Origin of the sequence: Glutamicibacter protophormiae (assembly GCF_016894325.1) — a bacterium.
Lineage (GTDB): Bacteria > Actinomycetota > Actinomycetes > Actinomycetales > Micrococcaceae > Glutamicibacter > Glutamicibacter protophormiae.
Map to the genome: position 1 here is coordinate 818,761 of NZ_CP069806.1, position 22,081 is coordinate 840,841.

Annotated in this window: 21 protein-coding genes; 9 read left to right on the forward strand and 12 right to left on the reverse strand. The window is 65.6% G+C overall.

The features are described from left to right. Positions 1-16: 16 nt before the first annotated feature. Positions 17-511, reverse strand: coding sequence for a transcription elongation factor GreA (gene greA / locus JQN66_RS03945; protein ID WP_188947458.1), 495 nt, complete (start codon positions 509-511; stop codon positions 17-19). A 280-nt stretch (positions 512-791) separates the two neighbouring features. Further along, positions 792-1,211, reverse strand: coding sequence for a DUF4307 domain-containing protein (locus JQN66_RS03950; protein ID WP_188947459.1), 420 nt, complete (start codon positions 1,209-1,211; stop codon positions 792-794). 204 nt (positions 1,212-1,415) lie between these two features. On the opposite strand from JQN66_RS03950, the gene mca reads away from it, so the two are divergent. The 5 genes from mca (at position 1,416) to JQN66_RS03975 (ending at position 7,210) form a co-directional block, all read left to right on the forward strand. Next, the gene (mca, locus tag JQN66_RS03955) at positions 1,416-2,321 is read left to right on the forward strand and encodes a mycothiol conjugate amidase Mca (protein WP_420870953.1); all 906 of its coding nucleotides are present in this window, start codon (positions 1,416-1,418) and stop codon (positions 2,319-2,321) included. 25 nt (positions 2,322-2,346) lie between these two features. Then, positions 2,347-2,646, forward strand: coding sequence for a hypothetical protein (locus JQN66_RS03960; protein ID WP_204676714.1), 300 nt, complete (start codon positions 2,347-2,349; stop codon positions 2,644-2,646). Positions 2,647-2,725: 79 nt separating this feature from the next. After that, the gene (locus JQN66_RS03965; protein WP_239464134.1) at positions 2,726-4,771 is read left to right on the forward strand and encodes a thioredoxin domain-containing protein; all 2,046 of its coding nucleotides are present in this window, start codon (positions 2,726-2,728) and stop codon (positions 4,769-4,771) included. 97 nt (positions 4,772-4,868) lie between these two features. Next, positions 4,869-5,630 carry an isoprenyl transferase gene (locus JQN66_RS03970; protein WP_204676716.1) on the forward strand — a complete coding sequence of 254 codons (762 nt, stop codon included), beginning with the start codon at positions 4,869-4,871 and terminating at the stop codon, positions 5,628-5,630. Positions 5,631-5,893: 263 nt separating this feature from the next. Continuing rightward, complete coding sequence (locus JQN66_RS03975; protein WP_204676717.1) at positions 5,894-7,210, forward strand: PhoH family protein; 1,317 nt, start codon at positions 5,894-5,896, stop codon at positions 7,208-7,210. Here JQN66_RS03975 and JQN66_RS03980 read toward each other — a convergent pair. Continuing rightward, on the reverse strand, positions 7,207-8,022 hold the full coding sequence (locus tag JQN66_RS03980) for a hypothetical protein (RefSeq protein ID WP_204676718.1): 816 nt from the start codon (positions 8,020-8,022) through the stop codon (positions 7,207-7,209). The genes JQN66_RS03975 and JQN66_RS03980 overlap by 4 nt on opposite strands. A gap of 98 nt (positions 8,023-8,120) precedes the next feature. On the opposite strand from JQN66_RS03980, the gene JQN66_RS03985 reads away from it, so the two are divergent. Together JQN66_RS03985 and JQN66_RS03990 are read left to right on the forward strand one after the other, a co-directional pair. Further along, the gene (locus JQN66_RS03985; protein ID WP_204676719.1) at positions 8,121-8,639 is read left to right on the forward strand and encodes a prepilin peptidase; all 519 of its coding nucleotides are present in this window, start codon (positions 8,121-8,123) and stop codon (positions 8,637-8,639) included. A 55-nt stretch (positions 8,640-8,694) separates the two neighbouring features. Beyond that, positions 8,695-9,111 carry an NUDIX domain-containing protein gene (locus tag JQN66_RS03990; protein WP_239464135.1) on the forward strand — a complete coding sequence of 139 codons (417 nt, stop codon included), beginning with the start codon at positions 8,695-8,697 and terminating at the stop codon, positions 9,109-9,111. 87 nt (positions 9,112-9,198) lie between these two features. Here the strand turns inward: JQN66_RS03990 and JQN66_RS03995 are convergent, their stop codons facing one another. Together JQN66_RS03995 and JQN66_RS04000 are read right to left on the reverse strand one after the other, a co-directional pair. After that, positions 9,199-10,911 (reverse strand): MDR family MFS transporter, encoded by a 1,713-nt coding sequence (locus JQN66_RS03995; RefSeq protein ID WP_204676721.1) that lies wholly within the window; start codon positions 10,909-10,911, stop codon positions 9,199-9,201. 25 nt (positions 10,912-10,936) lie between these two features. Then, the gene (locus tag JQN66_RS04000) at positions 10,937-11,602 is read right to left on the reverse strand and encodes a TetR/AcrR family transcriptional regulator (protein ID WP_204676722.1); all 666 of its coding nucleotides are present in this window, start codon (positions 11,600-11,602) and stop codon (positions 10,937-10,939) included. A gap of 98 nt (positions 11,603-11,700) precedes the next feature. Here JQN66_RS04000 and JQN66_RS04005 point away from each other — a divergent pair, with 98 nt between their 5' ends. After that, a complete protein-coding gene (locus JQN66_RS04005; RefSeq protein ID WP_204676723.1) occupies positions 11,701-12,267 on the forward strand; it encodes a GNAT family N-acetyltransferase in 567 nt (188 codons plus the stop codon). Between the two features lie 15 nt (positions 12,268-12,282). Here JQN66_RS04005 and JQN66_RS04010 read toward each other — a convergent pair whose 3' ends face one another. The 5 genes from JQN66_RS04010 to JQN66_RS04030 all read right to left on the reverse strand — a co-directional run bounded on the left by JQN66_RS04010 (position 12,283) and on the right by JQN66_RS04030 (position 17,880). Continuing rightward, entirely contained in the window at positions 12,283-13,473 is a 1,191-nt protein-coding gene (locus tag JQN66_RS04010) for a dipeptidase (protein ID WP_204676724.1), read from the reverse strand. A 38-nt stretch (positions 13,474-13,511) separates the two neighbouring features. After that, entirely contained in the window at positions 13,512-14,831 is a 1,320-nt protein-coding gene (locus JQN66_RS04015) for a hypothetical protein (RefSeq protein ID WP_204676725.1), read from the reverse strand. Between the two features lie 126 nt (positions 14,832-14,957). Next, positions 14,958-16,370 (reverse strand): class II fumarate hydratase, encoded by a 1,413-nt coding sequence (locus JQN66_RS04020; RefSeq protein ID WP_204676726.1) that lies wholly within the window; start codon positions 16,368-16,370, stop codon positions 14,958-14,960. 130 nt (positions 16,371-16,500) lie between these two features. Continuing rightward, the gene (locus JQN66_RS04025; protein WP_188947473.1) at positions 16,501-17,136 is read right to left on the reverse strand and encodes a carbonic anhydrase; all 636 of its coding nucleotides are present in this window, start codon (positions 17,134-17,136) and stop codon (positions 16,501-16,503) included. Positions 17,137-17,208: 72 nt separating this feature from the next. Continuing rightward, entirely contained in the window at positions 17,209-17,880 is a 672-nt protein-coding gene (locus JQN66_RS04030) for a DUF4245 domain-containing protein (protein WP_204676727.1), read from the reverse strand. Positions 17,881-18,037: 157 nt separating this feature from the next. Here JQN66_RS04030 and glpX point away from each other — a divergent pair, with 157 nt between their 5' ends. Further along, positions 18,038-19,072, forward strand: a complete 1,035-nt coding sequence (gene glpX, locus JQN66_RS04035) for a class II fructose-bisphosphatase (RefSeq protein ID WP_188947475.1) — start codon at positions 18,038-18,040, stop codon at positions 19,070-19,072. Between the two features lie 109 nt (positions 19,073-19,181). Here the strand turns inward: glpX and manA are convergent, their stop codons facing one another. Then, positions 19,182-20,390, reverse strand: a complete 1,209-nt coding sequence (gene manA / locus JQN66_RS04040; RefSeq protein ID WP_204676728.1) for a mannose-6-phosphate isomerase, class I — start codon at positions 20,388-20,390, stop codon at positions 19,182-19,184. Positions 20,391-20,455: 65 nt separating this feature from the next. Then, the gene (locus JQN66_RS04045; protein WP_204676729.1) at positions 20,456-22,078 is read right to left on the reverse strand and encodes an LCP family protein; all 1,623 of its coding nucleotides are present in this window, start codon (positions 22,076-22,078) and stop codon (positions 20,456-20,458) included. Positions 22,079-22,081: the final 3 nt, after the last annotated feature.

Genomic DNA, 22,081 nt, shown 5'->3' on the forward strand with positions numbered 1-22,081 from the left:
CTTGCCTGAGCTGTTGCTAGGCGGAGAACGGCTTGGCGGAGAGGATCTCCACCTTGATGTCGCGGCCGTTCGGTGCGGCGTAGGTCAGCTTGTCGCCCACCTTGGCGCCGTGCACTGCCACGCCGATGGGGGACTGCTCGGAGTAGACCTCCAGGTCGGTGTCGCCGGCCACCTCGCGCGAGCCGAACAGGAAGGTGGTCTCGTCGCCGGCGATGTTGGCCACGACCAGCATGCCCGGTTCGACAACGCCGTCATCGGCTGGAGCCTCGCCGACGTGCGCGCGGCGCAGCAGGTCCTTCAAGTACAGGATGCGCGCTTCGGCCTTGCCCTGCTCTTCGCGGGCTGCGTGGTATCCACCGTTTTCCTTCAGATCGCCCTCGGAGCGGGCCTGCTCGATACGGGCAACGATCTCGGCACGACCCGGGCCGGAGAGGAAGGTCAGTTCATTATTGAGCCGATCGTAGGCTTCCTGAGTCAGCCAAACGATGGGTTCGTTGCTGTTGGTGCTCACGGTTGTACTTCCTTTGGTCAGTCGGGACCTCGCCGCACCTTCCTCAGGAAAGTGGAAAGCCACCGGTACGGTGGCCTCGACGAAGTCGGATTCGGTACGTTCGGCGGATGCCGCATTCCTACAGATGCAAGCAAAGACCCCGCCAGCAACATGCTCCGGTTCGTTCATTATTCCGGTCATGCGCCGATGCGGGGCGAAACGTATCTTTTCATCGATAGTAGTCGCCAAACCTGAATAAACCCAATAGTTTCAGCTATCAGGAAAGTCAACGGGGAAAATATCAGCCTTTGAAGTCCTGCGGGACGACGGAGCATTCTTCAATCCCCGCGGTCACCGCCAGGTTGTCGGTATGCAGGTCCACGGTGAGCGTCTGGCTCACCACGCCGGTCTGTTCCCCCGGATCCATCACGATCGTCTTGAAACCGACGATGGCTTTGGTCTTGTTCATGGCGCGCACATCGCACTGCACCCGGTCCTTGGCGTTGTATTCCACGGCAATCGTTGCCTGGGCCATGGTGGGCGACTCGATGTCGAAACGAACGTCCTGGTAGGAGAGCGCGTCGTAATTCGCCGACGCGAAATAGCCGGCGCCGGCGATTCCAACAACCAGGGCCGCACCGATCAGGATGTTGCGGTTCCTTTTCGACAGGTGGCGTTTCTTGGGGTTGTTGTAGCGAGCCGTTAAGCTTGGATCAGACATTGCGCGCCTTGCTCCACTCTCTTGCCTTGGCGGCGGCCCGGTAATCGAGGGCCTGCCTTTCGTTGGGTCCTGGAGGTTAAGTCTACCGTTGACTAGCCCTGGGGAATAACGAGAGGTCGGACAATGGTTGAGGTAGAGGGTGGGTGCCAAAGTCCCGCGCGAATGTACAAAAGTGCCGAAGGAAGTTGACCAGTGGAGAACCACGTGATGAAAAAGATCGCCCCTTCCCAGGGCCTGCGCCTCATGGCGATCCATGCGCATCCTGACGACGAATCATCCAAGGGCGCCGCCACCATGGCGGCCTACATCGATGCCGGCGCCGAAGTCATGGTCGTCAGCTGCACCGGCGGTGAACGCGGAGACATCCTCAACGCGGCGGCCGGGGAACTAGCCCACGCGCACCGCGACCTGCCCGGCGTGCGCCGCACCGAGATGGCCGAAGCCGCCGCGGTTCTTGGCATCAAGCACCGCTGGCTCGGATATGTCGACTCGGGTCTTCCCGAGGGCGACCCGCTGCCCGAGCTTCCCTTCGGGGCGTTTGCCCTGCAGCCGGTGGAGACCGCCGCCGCGGGCGTCATCAAGCTGATCCGCGAATTCCGTCCGCATGTCATCGTCACCTATGACGAAAACGGCGGCTACCCGCACCCGGACCACATCCAGTGCCACAAGGTTTCCTCCTTCGCCTTCGAGCACGCCGGAAACCCGGAAATGTACCCGGAACTGGGCGACCCGTGGCAGGTCGGCAAGCTGTACTACGACCGCGCGTTCTCCCCGGAGCGCTTCCGCACCCTGCACTACGCGATGATCGAGGCGGGCTACGAGTCGCCCTATACCGAACGCGTGGCCCAGTGGGAAGCCGACGAGGACAACCAGATGTTCAAGTGGGTTTCGCCACACACCACGACCACCCAGGTCCTGTGCGCCGACTACTTCTCCCTGCGCGATCAGGCCCTGCTGGCCCACCGAACCCAGATCGACCCCGAGGGTTTCTTCTTCGCCGTTCCGGAACACGTCTATGCTGAAAGCTGGCCGTGGGAGGACTACACCTTGATTTCCTCCAAGGTGGCCACCGAACTGCCGGAGTCCGACCTGTTCGCCGGACTAAGATAGTTCCTAATAACTTCCAGCTGTAGAAATGAGTTGTCTGTACACCGTGAATGCGATCTACGCGTCCGTGATCCTGGCATCGACCCGCAATACCTTTGGCACGGAGAAGGCCAGCGACTACGGACCGGGTTTCCTCGGCTTCGTCTTCACCGCAGTGATGGTTGTTGCCGGCATCTTCCTGATGCGTGACATGGTCCGCCGTGTGCGCCGTGTGCGCTACCAATCAGAGGCCGAACTGCGCCAGCAGCAGATGATGGAAGACGGCGAAAAGCGCAAGCTTGAGGAGCCTGACGAGCCGATCGACCCGAAGACCAGCGAAGAGAAGTAGTCCGTGCTAGCTTGAAGTCGTGGCTCAGCGACTTTCAGGCTCTTCGAGCCAGTACCTCAGGCAACATGCACACCAGCTAGTGGACTGGTTCCCGTACGGGGACCAGGCCTTTGAACAGGCGCGCCTGCGCGACGTTCCGGTGATGCTCTCCATCGGGTATTCGGCATGCCACTGGTGCCATGTCATGAGCCATGAGTCTTTTGACGATCCCGCCATCGCGCAGCTGCTCAACGAGCATTTCGTCGCCATCAAGGTGGACCGGGAGGAACACCCGCTGGTGGACGACACCTACATGATGGCCACCCAGGCGCTCACCGGCGCCGGCGGCTGGCCTATGACCATCTTCGCCCTGCCCGACGGGCGCACCTTCCACGCCGGAACCTATTATCCGGCTGCGCCCCGCGGCAAGACCCCCTCCTTCACCCAGGTGCTCAACGCCGTCAGCGAAGCCTGGGAATCCAAGCGCGAAGGCCTGACCGAGCAGGCCGACATGCTCGCCGGACATCTGGCCGAGCTCGGCAGCAGGCAGGGCGCGCTGCTGTCCCTGCATTCGGCGCTGCCGGCGCAGCAGGCCCAAGAAGCCGCCATAGCCCACTGGGTCTCCGCCACCCGCCCCGAGGGCGGCACCACCCCTGCACCGAAATTTCCGCCGACCTGGGCGTTGAAAACCCTGTGGCGCTCGGTGCCCGCCGGCGGGAGCCACGGCGACGAAGTCTTCAACGCCGCGGCCACCACACTGGAAGCGATGCTGCGCGGCGGCCTGCAGGACCACCTGGGCGGCGGTTTCGCGCGCTACTGCGTGGATGAGCAGTGGTCGGTGCCGCACTTCGAGAAGATGCTCTACGACAACGCCGGGCTGCTCTCGCTGTGCGCCCGCAGCGCAGTGCTCGCCGGGGAATACGCGCGCAGCGCCACCGGCGCCCAGCAGCAGCGCGCCGAAGCGCTGGCCGCCGCGGCCCGGTCGGCGGCCCTGGACACCGCCGGCTTCCTGCGCCGTGAAATGCGCGTCGCCGCGCACGGTGCCGGTCACCAGGCCCTGGCCAGCTCGCTCGACGCCGATTCGCCGCGCGGGGGACAAAGCATCGAAGGAGCCTATTACACGTTCTCCCGGGCGGAGCTGAACGCCGCCCTGGACGAGCTCGACGCCCTGCCGCCGAACCTGCTCCGGCTCGCCGAGGTCGCAGAGGACCCCGGGCATTACTGCCTGTCGCTCGCCCGATTCCCCAACGCTGGCGAAGAGCGCCTGTGGGAGCGGCTGAAGCAGGAACTGGGCCTGGTCCGGGCCCAGCGCCAGCGGCCCGGGCGGGATGACAAGGTCATCGCCGGATGGAACGGGCTGGCCATCGAGGCCTTGTGCGAGGCCGGCGCGCTGCTGGATGCACCCGAGCTGCTGGAAACGGCCGAGGACGCCGCTGAAGCGGTGTGGCAGGCGCACTGGGACCCCGAAACACGCCGCCTGGCCCGGGTCAGCTTCGACGGGAAGGCCGAGCACTCCAACGAGGGGACCTTGCAGGACTACGCGGCGCTGGCCCTGGGGCTGCTGGCATTGGACAGCGTGCGGGAGCCGGGGCGCTGGGCCTCGCGCGCCGATGCACTGCTCGAACGCGCGGCCGACTTCATCGATCCGGAAACCGGCGTGCCGCGCGACGCGGTGCAGCTGGATGCGCGGCTGAGCGCCCAGCGTGTTGCCGGCGCGGCGACCGTGCTCGACGATGCGATTCCGGCCGCCGGTGCGTTGTACGCCATGGCCCTGGCCCGCCGAGCGGTCTCGGCCATGGCCGACGGCACCTGGAACGAAGCCCAAGCCGCGGGCCTTGAGCGGGCGCGCGGGCTGACGGCTCATGCGCTTGCGCTGGCGACCGAGGTCCCTACCCAGGTCGCCACCGCGTTGGAAGTCCAGGCAGTGCTCAACTCGCCGGTGCAGTATGTGACGGTGGGCGGGGGCCAGCCGGAGCAGCTGGCACGGCTGCGCCGGCTGTGCCGATCGCTGGGTCTTGAAGTAGGCGCGGCGAAGGACACGGCGGACCCGGCGGGGATGCTGCGCATCCAAGGATGCCGTGAGGAGTTGTGCCAGGCGCCGGTGGACTCCTTGGAGCGCTTTGTGCAAACCCTGTACAAGCACTGAAACACCGGTTCTGCCATGCCAGATGAAGGGATCGGGCGGGCGGACACGGTAGATTTGGAATCTAGGGTTTTTAATTTTCAAGGAAAGGCAGGGCGCGGTGCAGCTTCCCAACCTCGCGTACCGTTTCTACGAACGGCGCCTGGCGAAGTCGCTTCCTGCCGACAAGCTGCCGCACCACATCGGCGTGATGGTGGACGGCAACCGCCGCTGGGCCAAGTTGGCCGGAACGCCGACGGTTGCAGGCCACCAGGCCGGCGCGGACAAGATCCTGGAGTTCCTGGATTGGTGCGAAGAGCTGAACATCAAGGTCGTCACCCTCTACATGCTCTCCACCGACAACCTCAACCGCGAGCCGGGTGAACTGCGTGATCTGCTCGAGGTCATCGGATCCACGCTGGACCGGCTGGGGGAGACCAACCGGGTCAAGGTCCAGCAGGTCGGCGCCCGGGACCTGCTGCCGGCAGAGCTGGCCCAGAAGCTGGCGGCGCTGGAAGCCTCGACGGCTAACCGCACCGGAGTGCACGTGAACGTGGCCATCGGTTACGGAGGACGCCGCGAAATCCTGGACGCCATCAAGTCGCTGCTGCGCGATGCCGCCAAGGACGGGCGCACCCTCGAACAGGTCACCGACGAGCTGAGCACCGACGGCATCGAGTCCTACCTGTACACCAAGGGCCAGCCGGACCCGGATTTGGTCATCCGCACCAGCGGGGAGCAGCGCCTGAGCGGCTTTTTGACCTGGCAGAGCGCCTACTCCGAGTTCTACTTCTGCGAGGCCCTGTGGCCCGACTTCCGGCGGGTCGACTTCCTGCGCGCCCTGCGCGACTTCGCGGACCGCCAGCGCCGCTTCGGCACCTAGGAATTTCCGCCGGAGGCCAACGTTCGTGAAAACGTTGCCTACTCTTAACCCTTCCCCGTATTCATTGGCCTGTCTTTGGGGCTATCGTGAGCACTAAGGCAGGGGCATACAGCCCCCGCTGAGCGAAGGGTTTCTCACTAGATGACCACAGCAGCGTTCGCCGGTTTCACCACCGGAATCGCCTCTGGACATCCGGTGCCGGGAGTCCCCACACATGCGTGGGGCATGCTCCCCACGCCGGATCCGAGAACAGGTGCGCTGCCATGACCCGAAATGCCGACGAGACTGTCCGGACCTACGTGATCGATACGTCGGTCCTGCTCTCCGACCCGAGGGCGATGTTCCGCTTCGAGGAGCACCATGTGGTGATCCCGTTGACCGTGATCACCGAGCTGGAGAACAAACGCAAGGACCCCGAACTCGGGTACTTCGCCCGCCAGGCCCTGCGGCTGCTGGACGACCTGATTGCCAGCCACGGCGGGCTCTCCCGCGCGGTACCGGTCTCCGACAGCGGAGGCACGCTGCGCATCGAGCTGAACAACATCGCCGCCGAAGTGCTTCCGGTGGGCATGCGCGGGGGAGACAACGACACCCGCATCCTCGCCGTGGCCAAGCACCTGCTGGATGAGGGCCAGGATGTCGCCCTGGTGACCAAGGACCTGCCGATGCGCATCAAGGCCTCGGCCATCGGCATCCATGCGGAGGTCTACCGCAGCGAGCTGATCACCACCACCGGCTGGAGCGGGATCCAGCAGCTGGAACTGGGCGAGGACACCATGGCCTCGCTCTATGAACGCGAACAGCTGGCCAACCTGCCGGAGATCGCCGATGCCCCGGTCAACACGGGTTTCGTGATCACCTCGCCGCGCGGCAGCGCCCTGGGGCGCAAGACGGATGCCACCACGTTGAAGCTGGTGCGCGGCGACCAGCAGGCCTTCGGGCTGCACGGCCGCAGCGCCGAGCAGCGCATCGCCCTGGACCTGCTCATGGACCCCGGGGTGGGCATCGTTTCGCTCGGCGGCAACGCCGGCACCGGAAAGTCCGCCCTGGCGCTGTGCGCCGGCATGGAGGCGGTCATGGAGCGCAGGGAGCACCGGAAGATCACCGTGTTCCGCCCGCTGTATGCGGTCGGCGGGCAGGAGCTGGGCTACCTGCCCGGCTCCGAAGGCGAGAAGATGGGACCCTGGGCCCAGGCGGTCTTCGACACCCTCGGCTCCATCGTGTCCAAGAACGTCATCGACGAGGTGGTGGACCGCGGCATGCTGGAAGTGCTGCCGCTGACCCACATCCGCGGCCGTTCGCTGCATGACTCGTTCGTGATCGTGGACGAGGCGCAGTCCCTGGAGCGCAATGTGCTGCTCACCGTGCTCTCGCGCATCGGGCAGAATTCCAAGGTGGTGCTGACCCACGACGTGGCCCAGCGCGACAACCTGCATGTGGGACGCCACGACGGGGTGGCCGCCGTGGTGGAGCAGCTCAAGGGGCATTCGCTGTTCGGGCACGTGACGCTGACCCGGTCGGAGCGTTCGGCCATCGCCGCGCTGGTCACCGAGATGCTGGACGGCCCCTACCTGGGTTAGCCGTTGCCGGCGTCGCCGCGCAGCTCCCACGGGATCGGTGCCCTGACATCGGTCAGCGTGGGGGCCGGCGCGGTGAACAGCGAGTCGATGTAGTACTCGTTGTGCGCCAGCACCTGCAGGCTGATCTCGGGCGCCGGGCTGCCGGGATCCAGCACGCGGCGGTGCACACAGATCCCGGTGTCCGCATCCAGCATGAGCAGCGTCCGGGTCTCCGGCGGAACCAGCGCGAAGTCAGCAAGGCACGGGCGGTAGCTGTAGCCGGCCGACAGCACCGCGGCCAGCACTCTGCGTCCGGCGAACTCTGTCTCGGCCAGCTCGTGGATGTATGTCGGATGGTCGAAGGCCAGGTCCAGCGAGGCAGGTTCAGCACCGGCAACTTCGAACGGGTCGAGCATCGTGGACAGGAATTCCAAGGGCAGCAGGTCGCCGAACCCGGCGATCTGCGGGCGGCGCAGCACCAGCCGGTCGCTGGTGAAGACCGGGGAGGTCAGGCCCGCCGGCAGCTGCCAGGACGAGGCCGAGGCGGCGGCCACGTAGTCGCGCCCGCGGTCGGCGGTGAACTGCTCGCGCTGGTAGACCAGCCGTCCGGACTCATCGAAGGCCGCCACGGCCTCGCGCTGCCGGATGATCATCTCCACACGGCCTTCCATACCGCGGGCGGGGTCCTGGAATGCCGGGGGCACCGCGAAGGAGAAGCGCACGGAGGTGCTCAGCCAGGGGGCCGAACGGGCCAGGGCACGGAAACGCCGTCGGGCTGCCGAATCGGGCAGCGGATGCCCGGGGAAAAGCTGCGGTGCTGCTGGCTGGGTCATGACTCCAGTCTAGGAGCAGGAACGGTGAATAGCACCGGTTGTGCACATTCCCTCCGGCGCCCGCCGACAGGCTCGGCGACCGCGCCTATGCTGGAAGCATGTTGGAGCGCAACCCGGTGCAGATCCTGGCCGTCGCCCAGGAATCGTGGGCGGCGGCGCTGCTGGTCGCCGCGCTACTCGCCTGCTTTGCCTGCTTCGGGTATGCGCTGTCCGCCGCGGACATCGCCGGGCACCGGCTGCCGAACCGGCTGATAGCCAGATGGCTGCTGGCTTCCGTGATCATCCTCTCGCTGCTGGGGGCGGTCCGCATGGACTTCTGGCCGGTGCTGCGGGCGCTGTTCGGAATGGCGCTGCTGTGCGGAGGGTACCTGCTGGTCTCGCTGGTTTCCTCCGGCGCCATGGGCATGGGGGACGTGAAGCTCTCCTCCGTGCTCGGGCTGAACCTGGCCTATTTTTCCATGGCCTCGCTGTTCCTTGCCACGCTGCTGGCATTCGTCATGGCAACGCTGTTCGTGCTGCTGGGGACGATCCTGCGCCGGCTGACGCTGAAATCAGCGGTGCCCTTCGGCCCGTTCATGATCATCGGCGCGCTGATTGCACTCTTTGTGGCACGATAGGTTCATGCCCACGCCTGAGTTCATCACGAATCTAAGAACCCATATCGGACACGAAATGTTGTGGCTTTCCGGGGTGAAGGTCGTGGTCCTCGACGGGGATCGGGTGCTGCTGGTGCGCCGTGCAGACAACGGCAAATGGACGCTTCCGGCCGGAATCATCGAACCCGGGGAAGAAGCCTCGCACACCGCTGCCCGCGAGGTGCTGGAGGAGACCGGGGTGGACTGCGAAATCACCGACCTGCTGGGCGTCGGCGTCACTGCGCCCACCGTCTACCCCAACGGGGACCATGCGCAGTACCTGGACATCGTCTTCAAGGCCGCGCACCGCTCCGGGCAGGCGGTCCGCGGAGATGACGAAAACCTCGAGGTCGGCTACTTCGACCTCGACGACCGCCCGCAGTTGCCGCCGCTGCACGAGCGAGCCATCGGCTGGGCGCTGAACCCGCGCCCGGGCGGATACTTCGCCGCCTGAGAACCCCTCCGCACCGTGTCCCGGCCCGGTCATGGCAACAATGCCCCGCACCATTGGTGCGGCGCATTGTTGCAGGGAGGAAGCGGGCTACGGGTTTCGCGGATCCCCGGGAACTGCGGGATCCTCGACCAGCACCGCATCGGGATCCGGCGCGGCCTGGGTTGCGGACTGCGCCGGGGCGGCGGTCCGGGAGCGCTGGGCCGCTTCGATGGCTTCTGCCTCCGCTCCGCCGACCGCCTCTCCGCGGGCCACCATGCCTGCCTGGTCTGACAGCGGGACCTGCTTGAGGAACAAGGCCAAGCCGAAGGCCACAACCAGGAAAGGAATCAGGTACCAGAACACCGGAGCCAGCGAGTCCGCGTACGCGGTCACAATGCCGTCGCGCAGCGGCTGCGGCAGCGTCGAGAGGGTTGCCGGATCCAGCGTGGCGGTTGCCTGCCCGGCATCGGCCGCGTTGGCGCCAGCACCGGAGAAGACCTCCATGAGCTTCTCGGACAGCCGGTTGGTGAACATCGCGCCGAAGATCGCGACGCCCAGCGAGGCGCCGACCTCGCGGAAGTAGTTGTTGGTGGAGGTGGCTACGCCGACCATCTCCGGGTTCACCGCGTTCTGGACCACCAGCACGACAACCTGCATGATCAGGCCCATGCCTGCTCCCAGGAAGAACAGGTAGGTGCAGATCAGCCACAGCGGGGTGTCCGCGGTGAGCGTGGTGAAGCAGAGCATTGCGGCGGCGGTGACCACCGTGCCGATGATCGGGAACGCCTTGTACCGGCCGGACTTGGTGATCGCGAGGCCGGAATAGATCGAGGTTCCCATCATGCCGACCATCATCGGGAGCATCAGCAGGCCGGAAACGGCCGCCGAGGTGCCCGAGGACATCTGCAGGAAGGTCGGTACGAAGGCAATGGCGGAGAACATGCCGATGCCCAAGGTAAATCCGATGGCCGTGGCATTGATGAAGACCTTGTTCTTGAACAGGCCCAGGGGAATGATCGGATCTTCCGCCTTGGCCTCGGTCACCACGAACAACAGCGCCGCGGCCAGCAGGCCCGCGCCCCACGCCCAGGTTTCCGGAGCGGACCAGCCGTAGTTTGCGGATCCGCCGAAGTCGGTGAAGAAGATCAGGCAGGTCGTGGCGATGGACAGCAGCACGACGCCGAGCACGTCGATCTTCTTTTCTGCCTTCTTGTTCGGCAGCGTGAGGGCGAACCAGGCGATCAGGAAGGCGCCGATGCCGATGGGGATGTTGATGTAGAACGCCCACTGCCAGGTCAGGTGGTCGACGAAGAACCCGCCCAGCAGCGGCCCGGCCACCGCGGACAAACCGAAGATGCCGCCCAGCGGCCCCATGTACTTGCCGCGTTCGGACGCCGGGACGATGTCCGCGATGATGGCCTGCGAAAGGATCATCAGGCCGCCGCCGCCCAGCCCCTGCATGGCGCGGAAGACCACGAAGGTCCAGAAACCGGTGGAGAACGCTGCCCCGACCGAGGCCAGGGTGAACAGCGCGATGGCGATCAGGAACAGGTTGCGCCGGCCCAGCACGTCGCCGAACTTGCCGTAGATCGGCATGACGATGGTCGTGGCCAGCAGGTAGGAGGTGGTGATCCAGGCCTGGTGCTCCACGCCGCCGAGCTGGCCCACGATGGTGGGCATGGCGGTGGAGACGATGGTCTGGTCCAGCGAGGAAAGCATCATGCCGGCGATCAATGCCGAGAAGATGATCCAGATGCGCCGCTGGGTCAGCACCAGCGGTGCGTCGCCCGGCGGCTTGCCGTGGGAAGTGGTGGTGGTCATGGTTTTCCTTGCAGGAGTTTTCAGGCTACGGGTGTGTGCGGGTCAGCGGTTGGCTCAGCACGTCTTGGGCGGCGGCCATGTAGTCCAGGAATTCTTCGCTCAGCGAGCGCTCGCCGGAACCCTGTACGAAGCGGTCGACGGATTTCATGGCGGCAAGGCGCAGGGTGTGGACCAGCACGACGAGTCCCGGATGATCGGGGTCCACGCCTTCGCGTTCGGCCATCAGGCCCAGGAACTCTGCCTCCTTTTCCGGGCCGATCTGCATCATGCGCTGCAGCAGCTCGGGCTCGCGGTGGACGACGGAGAAGAATCCGTGGGTGCCGACAATGGCCTGCTCGTCGTGGGTCAGCTGTTCCAGCGCCAGCGCGACCAGGTCGGCAAGGAGCGTGGGAGACAGCCCGGTGATCCCTGCGGGACGGGCCGCCATGAAGCGTTCCATGGCGCCTTCGGGCACCTCGTCGGCGCCATGGCCGAACACGGCGTCCAGCTTGGTGGGGAAGTAGTTGAAGAAGGTGCGTCGCGAGATCCCGACCTGTTCGCACAGCTGTTCCACGGTGAAACCGTTGTAGCCGTGCTCCGCGGTCAGCGTGCGGGCCTGCCGGGTGATGGACAACCGGGTTTTTTGCATGCGGGAGCTGAGGTGGGCGCCCTTGGCGGGTTCGGCGGAAACCTCGTTTGCACTGTTGTTCATAAAGTGCAGTTTTGCATTTTAACTTCCATGGTGCAAATAAAGTGTCGTGGTGCACAACGGCTTCGACAACTGCCGCAGCTGCGACATAGGCTCGCCCCATGACAACCGTTGTGCTTCGCCCGCCGACCGCCGCGCTGTTCGACTCCTGGCTTCAGAGCTGGGACGAGTGGGGAACTGCCGACCAGGACGGCGCCGGCGTCTTCTTCGCGCAGAAGTTCGGCTGGGATCTGCGTTCGCCGCAGGGATTCGCGCGGTGGGTGCAGCTGCTCAACGAGATGGGCATGCCGGGCGCGGTGCCGCCGGAGGGCTTCGCCCCGCAAAGCACGCTGTGGCTTGAGCGCGCCGGCGAGTACCTCGGGGCGGTGAGCCTGCGCCACACGCTGATGAACGACTTCCTGGAGAAAATCGGTGGGCACATCGGCTACGGAATCCGTCCCGGGGCCCGCGGGCAAGGGTTGGCCAAGCTCGCGCTTGCGGGGGCGCTGGACCTAGCCCGGGAGCTGGGCCTGCACCGCGTGCTGGTCACCTGCAACGACTCGAATATCGCCTCAGCGAAGACCATCGAGGCCTGCGGCGGCGAACTGGAGCGCATTGTGCCGCGGGAGGACATCGCCGAGTCCTTCGGCGCGGTCGAGGACCTGCGCCGCTACTGGATCAGGCTTTAGCCGCGGATTCTCGGTCTAGCCAGCCGGAAGCACCTGGCCCAGCACGCGCAGGGTATTGCCGCCCATGATGGCCTGGATCTCCGCCTCCGAGCGGCCGCGGTTCATCAGCTCCTGGGTGACCAGCGCGATCTGGCTGGCGTCCCAGGCGACCTCGGTCGCCCCGTCGAAGTCGCTGCCCAGCGCCGCGCTGTCCAGGCCTCCCACCAGGATCACATGCTCGATGGCATCCACGACTGCCTGAACGTCCAGCCGGCAGATGGCCGCGTCCCAATAGCCGATGCCGATGACCCCGCCGGTGGCGGCCACTGCGCGGATCTGCGCATCGCTCAGGTTGCGGTTCACCTGGCAGGTGGCCTGCACTCCGCCGTGGCTGAAGACCACCGGCCGGGTGGCCATGGCCAGTACCTCGTCGATGCTCTGGTTGCTGGCGTGGGCCAGGTCGACGACGATTCCCAGCTCCTCCATGCGGGCGACCGCCTCGCGTCCCAGATCGGTGAGCCCGCCCTTGGCTTCACCGTGCATGGAGCCGGCCGCCTCGTTGTCGAAGAAGTGCGTCAGTCCCGCCATGCGCATGCCGTCGGCGAAGAGCACGTCCAGGTTGTTGATGTCGCCTTCCAGATTCTGCAGCCCCTCGACCGAGAACAGCGCCCCGGTGACGTTGGCGCCCCGGGCGCGCTGGGCCAGCAGGTCCTCGAGCTCGGCCTTGGAAGTGATGGTGCGCAGTGCACCGTCGGAGCGCCGCGCGGCGTCGCGCAGTTTCTTGGCATGGAAGCGCGAGCGCTCGAACGGCGAGAACCAGGTCTTCGGCGGCTGCAGCTGGGCGATGCTCAGCAGCGTGATGTTGTCCGAATCCGCGCTGTTCGACTCGTAGTTCTGGCCCACCGGGGACTTTGACACGGAGGAGAAGACCTGCAGCGCCACGTTGCCTTCCTGCAGCCGGGGCAGGTCCACATGCCCGCGGGTGGAGCGTTTGAGCAGGGACCGGTCCCACATGAGGGTATCGGCGTGCATATCCACGACCTGCAGCCTGCCATGCGCGGCCTTCGCCTCATCGCCGAGCTGAGGCAGCTGCGTGTCGGCCAGCTCGTTGCGGCTGCGCTCCACGATCCCCGGCGCGAAGATGAAGAACGCGGCCAAGGCGAGGACCAGCAGCAACCCTAGGCCCAGCGCCAGGCGCTTGAACGGCGTGCGTGTGGTGCGGCTCATGGTGTTGAGGCTAGCAAAGTTCCGCCGGTTTGCGGAGGCTATGTCTCGGGAACGAACCACGCCCGCGCATGCCGGAAGCGCACCGCGTGCCCCTTGATCCCGAACGGGCGCAGATCGATCTTGTCGACCACTCCGACCGACGGGGCCGAGGCGGGATACGGGGTGCCCTCCTCTTCGTTCCGTCCAACTTCGACGGCGCTTTCGGCATCGTCAAGTATTTCCACGGTGCCCGTCGTCGACGACGTGCCCGGATAACCCGGGAACGCACCGCCGCAATACCCAATCAAGAGTGGGGAACCGCTGGAGGCGGAGTCCACGTGCGGCAGTGGGGAGAGCTCATCCCAGAGCCACAGGGAACCAGCCAGGCTGGCGAAATCCCGCGGCTCGAGCAGATTGATCGCGTCGATGCCATGGATGGGGCAGTGGTTGCTGGCGGACACCTCAGAGCTGGACCGGATGTCCTGCTCATCCTCCGGGAACATCTGCACCAGTTCGGCCACGCAGATGCACCTGTATTCGGTGGTGTCGCGGGCGGTGTTGATCTGCCCGCCCGCCCGCTCGCCATCCAGCCACGAGAGCTCAACGGGGCCCGCTCCGAACGGCAGATGCCACGCATAGCGGCCGACCAGTCCACGGGCGCAGCAGCGCAACGCGACGCGCAGCAGCAGCACCACCGACAGCGCGGCGGCCAGCAATGCCGGAGCAGCCCAGAGGTCGGACTCGGAAGCTTGCTCAAGCTCTATGGCGGTGCGCCCCTGTTCCTCGGCGAAGATTTGCAGCGTCCACCACCACAGCCCGGCCGCGAGCAGCCCTGCGCCCAAGGCCCACAGGCCTTCGGCAACGGTGCCCAGCAGCAGCTTGGTGCGCGAGCTGCGCTCCGGGATCAGCTCGGAGCCCGGCGGAAGTGAACGGGCCAGGCTGCGCACCTGCAGCGTCTGCCGCAGCAGGAACAGGAAATCGACGAGCAGCCAGAACCCGGCAAGCAGCGTCCCGGCCCACCAGAACGGAGCTTCGGGCGAGGAATCCAGGGTATGGGCCGTGGCAGCCAAACCGAGCAGCAACGGGGACAGGCCCATATTGAACCGGTGCAGGTACCACCCTCCGAGGCTGAAGAAGACCATCAGCCCGATGCTGGCCAGGCCCAGCACGTCCAGCAGGCGGTAGCCGCCCGCCCAGGCATCGCCTTCCAGATCGGCCCAATGACGGAAGCCGAGGAAGATGCCTGCCGTGGTGAGCAACGCCAGCAGCCAGGAAATGCGGTGGGCGACCGGTCGGGGCAAGCGCCGGGGAATTTCTGCCCACTGCGCCTCGGACGGTGAGATTTCGCGGTAGCCGTGCGCGCCGGCAGGTGTTGTCATTCCTAGATTCTGGCTTGCCGGCCGCTGAAGTCCAAAAGCTGTGGCGCCTGGGCGTCACGGACCTCCTGGCGGCATGCAAAAGCCCGGCGCAGGCGGGTGCCTGCGCCGGGCTGGAAGAAGGAACCGCTAGTGCTTGCCCACCATGGTGGAGACATCCAGCAGCGAATCCAGCTGCTCTTCGGTGACCTCGCCGCGCTCGACGAAGCCCAGCGCCACGGTGGCCTCGCGGACGGTCAGCCCGTCGGCCACGGCCTTCTTGGCGATCTTGGCCGCGTTCTCGTAGCCGATCAGCTTGTTCAGCGGGGTGACGATGGACGGGGAGGCCTCGGCCAGGAACCGCGCGCGCTCCACATTGGCGGTGATCCCGTCGATCATCTTTTCCGCCATGACGGTGGAGACGTTGGCCAGCAGGCGGATGGATTCCAGCAGGTTGGAGGCCATGACCGGGATGCCCACGTTCAGCTCGAAGGCTCCGTTGGTACCGGCCCAGGCGATGGTGGTGTCGTTGCCGATGACCTGCGCGGCGACCTGGATGGCTGCCTCGGAGATCACCGGGTTGACCTTGCCCGGCATGATCGAGGAACCCGGCTGCAGATCCGGGATGGCGATTTCGCCCAGGCCGGTGTTCGGTCCCGAGCCCATCCAGCGCAGGTCGTTGGCGATCTTCATCTGGGAGATCGCGATGGAGCGCAACGCGGCCGAGGCCTCGACCAGGCCGTCGCGGTTGGCCTGTGCCTCGAAGTGGTTGCGGGCCTCGGTGACCGGCAGGCCGGTGTCGCCGCGCAGGAATTCGATGACCTTTTCCGGGAAGCCGTCCGGGGTGTTGATGCCGGTGCCCACGGCGGTGCCGCCCAGGGGAACCTCGGCCACGCGCGGCAGCGCCGCCTGGACGCGTTCGATGCCGTAGCGCATCTGGGCTGCGTACCCGCCGAATTCCTGGCCCAGGGTGACCGGGGTGGCATCCATCAGGTGGGTGCGGCCGGACTTGACCACGTCGGTGAACTCCGCGGCCTTCGCCTCAAGGGAAGAAGCCAGGGTATCCAAGGCGGGCACCAGGTCGTTGGCCAGTGCGGCGGTCGCCGCCACGTGCACGGAGGTCGGGAAGACGTCGTTGGAGGACTGCGAGGCGTTCACGTGGTCGTTCGGGTGGACCTCGGTGTCGCTGCCGGAGGCCTTCAAAGCGCGGGTGGCCAATTCGGCAATGACCTCGTTGGCGTTCATGTTCGAGCTGGTGCCGGAACCGGTCTGGAAGACGTCGATGGGGAAGTGGGCGTCATACTGCCCGCTGGCCACGAGGTCGGCCGCCGCGATGATCGCCTCGGCGCGTTCGGCGTCGAGCACGCCCAGGGCGCGGTTTGCGTGGGCTGCGGCCTTCTTGACCTGGGCCAAGGCCCTGATATGGGCCGGCTCCAGGGTCTTTCCCGAGATGGGGAAGTTCTCCACGGCGCGCTGGGTTTGCGCGCGGTACAGGGCTTGTGCCGGAACCCGGACTTCGCCCATGGTGTCATGTTCGATGCGGAAATCGTCACTGTTGATCATAGGGTCAGATTACGCCTCAAGCGTCCGCGAAGGACAGGCTTTGGCGAAAACATCACAACCAACAGTGACGATGTCCAGATCAGGGAATTTCCCCTGTCAGGAGATGGTTTAGGCTGCGGTCCCGGAGCGCTTAGGCGACATCCAGGCCGAGGCTGGAAACCAGCTGCGCCTTGCCGTCGTCCAGGTGGTAGGCCACGCCGGCCACGGCGGTGCGGCCCTCGGTGATGGCCTTGGACAGGACGGTGGACAGTTCCACCAGGCGCTCGGTGGTCTGCTTGACGTGCTCCACCACGGTGCCGTTGACATCGGTGACGCCCTGGCGCTCGGCGGCCTGGACCGACGGGGCGATGTGCTCCACCAGGTCGCGCACGAAGCCCTTGGGCATGACGCCGCTGTTGCGGCTGTTGATGGCTTCGGTGACGGCACCGCACGAGTTGTGGCCCAGGATGACGATCAATGGGACGTTGAGCTCATCCACAGCGAATTCGAGGGAGCCGATGCTGGCCAGGTCGATGACGTGGCCGGCGGTGCGCACCACGAACATGTCGCCCAGTCCGACGTCGAAGATGATTTCCGCGGCCAGTCGGGAGTCCGAGCAGCCGAAAATCACGGCAAAGGGTTCCTGGCCGGCGACCAGGGACTGGCGGCGGGCGCTGTCCTGGTTCGGGTGCTGGGTCTCGTCGTTCACGAACCGCAGGTTGCCGTCGCGGAGCTTCGCCCACGCTTCGTTCGGGGTCATTGAATGCTGTGTGGTTTCAAGAGGCATGATTTGGATTCTATCCGGTGCAGTGTTCGGATATCGAATAAATGACGCGCCTCGACGTCAAAAGCGAAAAATCTATTTGACGTCCTGGGAAGCCAAACGGGCCATCTCGACCAGTTCTTCCTCGCCGGTGTCGCTGGACAGCACGAAGGTCGTGTCCTTGCCTTCGGAAATCAGATAGGTCTTGGCATCCTTGGTGCGCACTTCCCACTGCACCCCGTCGATCTCCTTGGTGCCGGTGGGCAGTGCCGAATCGGTGATCAGCGCGACCCACGTCGGATTGGAATCCACGGCCTGGCGCACCCAGACGAACTTGCTGTCCTCGATCACCACGCCGAATTCCCAGTAGGGCACACCCTGGGCGGTGTTGGCCTGCCAGCGGGCGAAGTTCGCATACTCGTCGTCGGCAAGCTCCGGGGCGAAGAGCTCGGTGCCCGCCATTTCCGAGGCGCCCTGGGCGGTGGCCTGCAGGTCGACGGTGGACTCGAAGGCCTTTTCGTCAGGGGTCGGGTTCAGCAGGTAGAGCGGGATGAATACCGCAATGCAGAACGCGACGGAGATGATCATTCCCTTGAGGGTCTGGTTGGCGCGCTTGGCCTGCTTCTCCGTCAGCTGCGGCTTGTACGGAAGATCCTCAAAGGTCGCCTTGGGGTCGTTCAGGTCGCGGCGGGTCGGCTCATCGCTGATGACGGGGACCGCCCCGGCTTCGCTCGCGGGCGTGTTGTTCTCGGTATTCTCGGGCTGCACGCTATCCATTCTCCCCGAAGTTTCTGTGGAATTCGAACTGCAGTGCCCTAGCCCACGTTGCAGTGTGCGCAGGATAGCTGCGACACAACATGCGTCGCCGAAAGCAAAGAGGATAGAATGGGTCTGTTTGCATAGGCGCAATGACTACGACTCAGTGATGGGATCTTTCGTGACCGAAAAGAACAACTACGCCCACCTATCTTCGCGACTGTCGGTAACCGACGCGGAGCCGGACCGCAACCTGGCATTGGAACTTGTCCGTGCCACGGAGGCGGCTGCCATTGCCTCCTCGCCATGGGTTGGGTTCGGTGACAAGAATGCCGCAGACGGTGCCGCAGTGGACGCGATGCGCGGCCTGCTGTCCACCGTGAACTTCAACGGCGTCGTGGTGATCGGCGAAGGCGAAAAAGACGAAGCTCCAATGCTCTTCAACGGCGAGCAGGTCGGCAACGGCACCGGTGCCGAGTGCGACGTGGCCGTTGACCCGATCGACGGCACCCGCCTGACCGCGCTGGGCCTGAACAACGCCCTGTCCGTGCTGGCAGTGGCCGACCGCGGAACGATGTTCGACCCGTCCGCCGTCTTCTACATGGAAAAGCTGGTGACCGGCCCGGAGGCCGCCGAGCTGGTTGACCTGCGTCTGCCGGTAAAGCAGAACCTGCACCTGATCGCCAAGGCCAAGGGCAAGAAGATCAGCCAGGTCACCGTGACCGTGCTGGACCGCCCGCGCCATGCCGGCCTGATCGAGGAAATCCGCCAGGCAGGCGCCCGCACCAAGCTGATCATGGACGGCGACGTGGCCGGAGCCATCGCCGCCACCCGCGAGGGCACCGGCGTGGACGCGCTGATGGGCATCGGCGGAACCCCGGAAGGCATCGTGACCGCCTGCGCGATCAAGTCGCTGGGCGGCGTGATCCAGGGCCGCCTGTGGCCAACCGACGACGATGAGAAGCAGAAGGCCATTGACGCGGGCCACGAGCTGGGCCGCGTGCTGACCACCAACGACCTGGTCACCTCGGACAACTGCTACTTTGCTGCCACCGGCATCACCGATGGCGACCTGCTGCGCGGCGTTCGCTACAAGAACGGCCGCATCTCCACCCAGTCGATCGTGATGCGTTCCAAGTCCGGAACCATCCGCTTCGTCGAGGGCGAGCACAAGCAGGACAAGTGGGACGCCTACACCCGCTAAGCCGCAGCCGGTCGAAGACCAGCTGACCTGTAACGCATCGAGCCGCAGCCTTCCTCGGAAGGCTGCGGCTCGATGCGTTTCGCTTATTGGCGGCCGGGCGGTCCCGGGCCTAGATGCGCTGGGCGCTGGCCGCGAACAGCCGCCCGGATCCCGGTGACAGGCAGGCGGCGGTCGCGGGAAGTTCCGCGGCGGACAGGAACACCGATTCGCCCCGGCGCAGCAACTGTTCGCCCTGCGTCCCGCGGATCGCGAACTCGCCCTCGGTGCACAGCAGGATGCCGGCACCGTGCAGGGCCAGCGGCTGCGGGAGCGAATCCCCGGCGCCGCTGATGACCTGGAGCTGGAATTCATCGAATTCCGGCTGGTACAGCAGGCTGGAGCCGCTCAGGGCCTGCGGGGTGAGCAACGGGGGAGCCGACGCCTGCGCGATGGTCACGTCCAGCAGCTCCGGGACATCGATGTGCTTGCTGGTCAGCCCGCCGCGCAGCACGTTGTCGGAGTTGGCCATGACCTCGATGCCCAGCCCGCGCAGGTACGCGTGGACGTTGCCTGCGGCCAGGCTGATGGCCTGACCGGGGGCCAGGAAGACCAGGTTCAGCAGCAGCGCCACCAAGACTCCCGCGTCTCCCGGGTAGATCCCGTTGATGTTCACCAGCTCCGCGAAATGCTCGCGCCCGCCAAGCGACGGATCGGCCTGGATGGCTGAGCAGATCTGCTGCACCACCGCGGAGATCCCGCCGGGACGGGTCAGCACGAACTCCAGGGCCGCGGCCAGCGGTTCCTCGCCGCGCAGCAGGCCGGCCAGCTCGGCGACCGCGGCCCGTGCCTCGTCGGGCAGCGCACCGCCCAGCAGCTCCAGGTCCGCGAGGATTTCCTCGGGACGGCGGAACCCCGACAGCGCGGTGAACTCGGTCAGCGCATAGAGCATCTCCGGCTTGTGGTTGTCGTCCCGGTAGTTCCGGTCGGCGGCATCCAGCGCCTTGCCCGCGGCGTTCTCCAGGGCGAAGCGCTCCCTGGCTTGCTGCAGGGTCGGATGCACCTGGATGGACAGCGGCTGGGCCGCGGAGAGCACCTTGAACAGGAACGGCAGCCTGCCGTAGCGTTCGGCGACATCCGCACCCAGCGTGGCCGCAGGGTCGCCGGCAATGAGCGCGTCCAGCCCCTGCCCGTTGCCCGCCAACCGGCTCGGGCATCCCGGGTGGGCGCCGAGCCAGAGCTCTGCCTGCGGGCCCTTCGTATCTTCCAGCCCCAACAAGTCGGAGATCTGGCTGTCAGATCCCCAGTGGTAGTCCCTAATCGTGTTGTTCAGTTCGAACACGTCTTGTAGCCTTCGCCTTTCACAAACGGATGTGGATTGCCAGTCGGTCGGGGGGTCTTAACCGTTTACGGCACCGAGCATTCGTCGTTGTTTGCTGCAATCTGGGCGATGCGGGTCGTGTAACCCATCAGCTCCAGCTGCACCAGGTATTCCTCGGTGATCGGGCTGCCGTCAGGCTGCGTGAATTCTTCCTGTTCGCCGTTGGACAGCTTCGGCGCGTTGTTCACGTCCGTGGCGTCCTCGGGAGCCTCGGACTGCTCCGGAGCCTGCGACGCCTCGGTGGTCTTCTTGGTCTCTTCGGTCTTCGCGGTTTCCTCGGTCTTCTTCTTTTCCTTCTTCGGGGCGTTCTGCTTGTCGATGATCGACTGGATGCGCTCGTGGATCTGGTCGAACTTCGGGTAGGTGGAGAACGAACGCGGGAAGTCAGGGGCGCCCAGGGTCAGGCGGGCGAATGGGCTGGAGGACACCTTCTCCGCCACCGACACGAACGAGGCGAGCTGGCTGGCCGGGATGTCGGTTTCCACCAGCTGTTCGCCAGCAGACATGATGCCGGTGAAGTTGGTCAGAATGGTCTGCGGGGTGAACTGCTTGATGATCGCCTGCTGCAGGCACTGCTGGCGCTTGATGCGGTGATAGTCGTCGGTGAAGTCGCGCGAGCGGGCGAACCACAGCGCCTGCTTGCCGTTGAACGTCTGGACTCCCGGAGCGAACCAGTGGGTGCGCAGGTTGGTGCCTTCCCATTTCTTGCCGTTGTACGGCACCCAGCCGCCCGAATCGATGGTGACTCCGCCCAAGGCGTCGACGAACTGGGAGAAGCCGGCCATGTCGACCATTACGTAGCCCTGGACTTCGAGGCCGGTGGTGCCCTCCAGCGCATCCATGGCCGCTTGGGCGCCGACGTTCTTTACCGAATCGGGGAACAGGTCCGCGTGGTTGTCCACGGCATCGCGGTAGATGGCGTTGAACAGGCATTCGTTGCCGCAGTTGTAGCCGTCGGGCCAGACCTGCTTCATGGGGGAGTCATCCGCAAAGCGGGCGCCCTGGAAGTTGCGCGGCATGGAAATCATCAGGGTCTTGCCCGTCTTCGCGTCAACCGACATCAGCGCCACCGAGTCGGTGCGGACACCTTCGCGGTTGTCGCCCGAGTCCGCGCCGAACACCGCGATGTTGTAGCGTCCATCGACCGGGTCGAAGGCAGGTCCTTCCTCGAAGACCTTTTCAATGGTCTGGCGTCCGGTGTTGACCAGCGAGGCGCCGTAGATGAACAGGCCGCTGGTGGCGACCACGGCGGCCAGGGTGAAGACCGAGACGATCACGCGCATGCCCGGGGCCAGGAACTTCGGCTTGATGATCACCAACGTGTTGATGAACATGATCAGCCAGAGCACGGCCAGGGTGCCCAGCACGACCACCAGCACCATCTGGAAGTTCGGGTGGGCCACCCAGCTGAGGATGACGGACCTGTTGATGAAGTACAGGGCCACCAGGCCGATGACGCCCAGCCAGCACAGCATGGTGATCGACACCGCGACGCGTCCCAGCTTGCGGTTGCCCGCAATCAGCTGGGCGCTGCCCGGAAAGAAAATGGTCAGGATGACCAGGATCAGGGCGCGCTTGCTGCGCTGCGGCGAGCTGATGCTCTCCGGATTGCGCAACGGATTTGGAGCGCGGTGACTGGCAGTACCCATGTA

Bases quoted from the DNA above. Each gene is read 5' to 3' on its own strand.
- JQN66_RS04025 (WP_188947473.1), bottom strand. From the start codon at position 17,136: ATGCCTCTTGAAACCACACAGCATTCAATGACCCCGAACGAAGCGTGG.
- JQN66_RS03990 (WP_239464135.1), top strand. From the start codon at position 8,695: ATGTTGTGGCTTTCCGGGGTGAAGGTCGTGGTCCTCGACGGGGATCGG.
- JQN66_RS03995 (WP_204676721.1), bottom strand. From the start codon at position 10,911: ATGACCACCACCACTTCCCACGGCAAGCCGCCGGGCGACGCACCGCTG.
- JQN66_RS04015 (WP_204676725.1), bottom strand. From the start codon at position 14,831: ATGACAACACCTGCCGGCGCGCACGGCTACCGCGAAATCTCACCGTCC.
- JQN66_RS04010 (WP_204676724.1), bottom strand. From the start codon at position 13,473: ATGAGCCGCACCACACGCACGCCGTTCAAGCGCCTGGCGCTGGGCCTA.
- JQN66_RS04000 (WP_204676722.1), bottom strand. From the start codon at position 11,602: ATGAACAACAGTGCAAACGAGGTTTCCGCCGAACCCGCCAAGGGCGCC.
- JQN66_RS03975 (WP_204676717.1), top strand. From the start codon at position 5,894: ATGACCCGAAATGCCGACGAGACTGTCCGGACCTACGTGATCGATACG.
- JQN66_RS04045 (WP_204676729.1), bottom strand. From the start codon at position 22,078: ATGGGTACTGCCAGTCACCGCGCTCCAAATCCGTTGCGCAATCCGGAG.
- JQN66_RS04020 (WP_204676726.1), bottom strand. From the start codon at position 16,370: ATGATCAACAGTGACGATTTCCGCATCGAACATGACACCATGGGCGAA.
- JQN66_RS04005 (WP_204676723.1), top strand. From the start codon at position 11,701: ATGACAACCGTTGTGCTTCGCCCGCCGACCGCCGCGCTGTTCGACTCC.
- JQN66_RS03950 (WP_188947459.1), bottom strand. From the start codon at position 1,211: ATGTCTGATCCAAGCTTAACGGCTCGCTACAACAACCCCAAGAAACGC.
- glpX (WP_188947475.1), top strand. From the start codon at position 18,038: ATGGGATCTTTCGTGACCGAAAAGAACAACTACGCCCACCTATCTTCG.
- JQN66_RS03980 (WP_204676718.1), bottom strand. From the start codon at position 8,022: ATGACCCAGCCAGCAGCACCGCAGCTTTTCCCCGGGCATCCGCTGCCC.
- JQN66_RS03960 (WP_204676714.1), top strand. From the start codon at position 2,347: ATGAGTTGTCTGTACACCGTGAATGCGATCTACGCGTCCGTGATCCTG.
- JQN66_RS03985 (WP_204676719.1), top strand. From the start codon at position 8,121: ATGTTGGAGCGCAACCCGGTGCAGATCCTGGCCGTCGCCCAGGAATCG.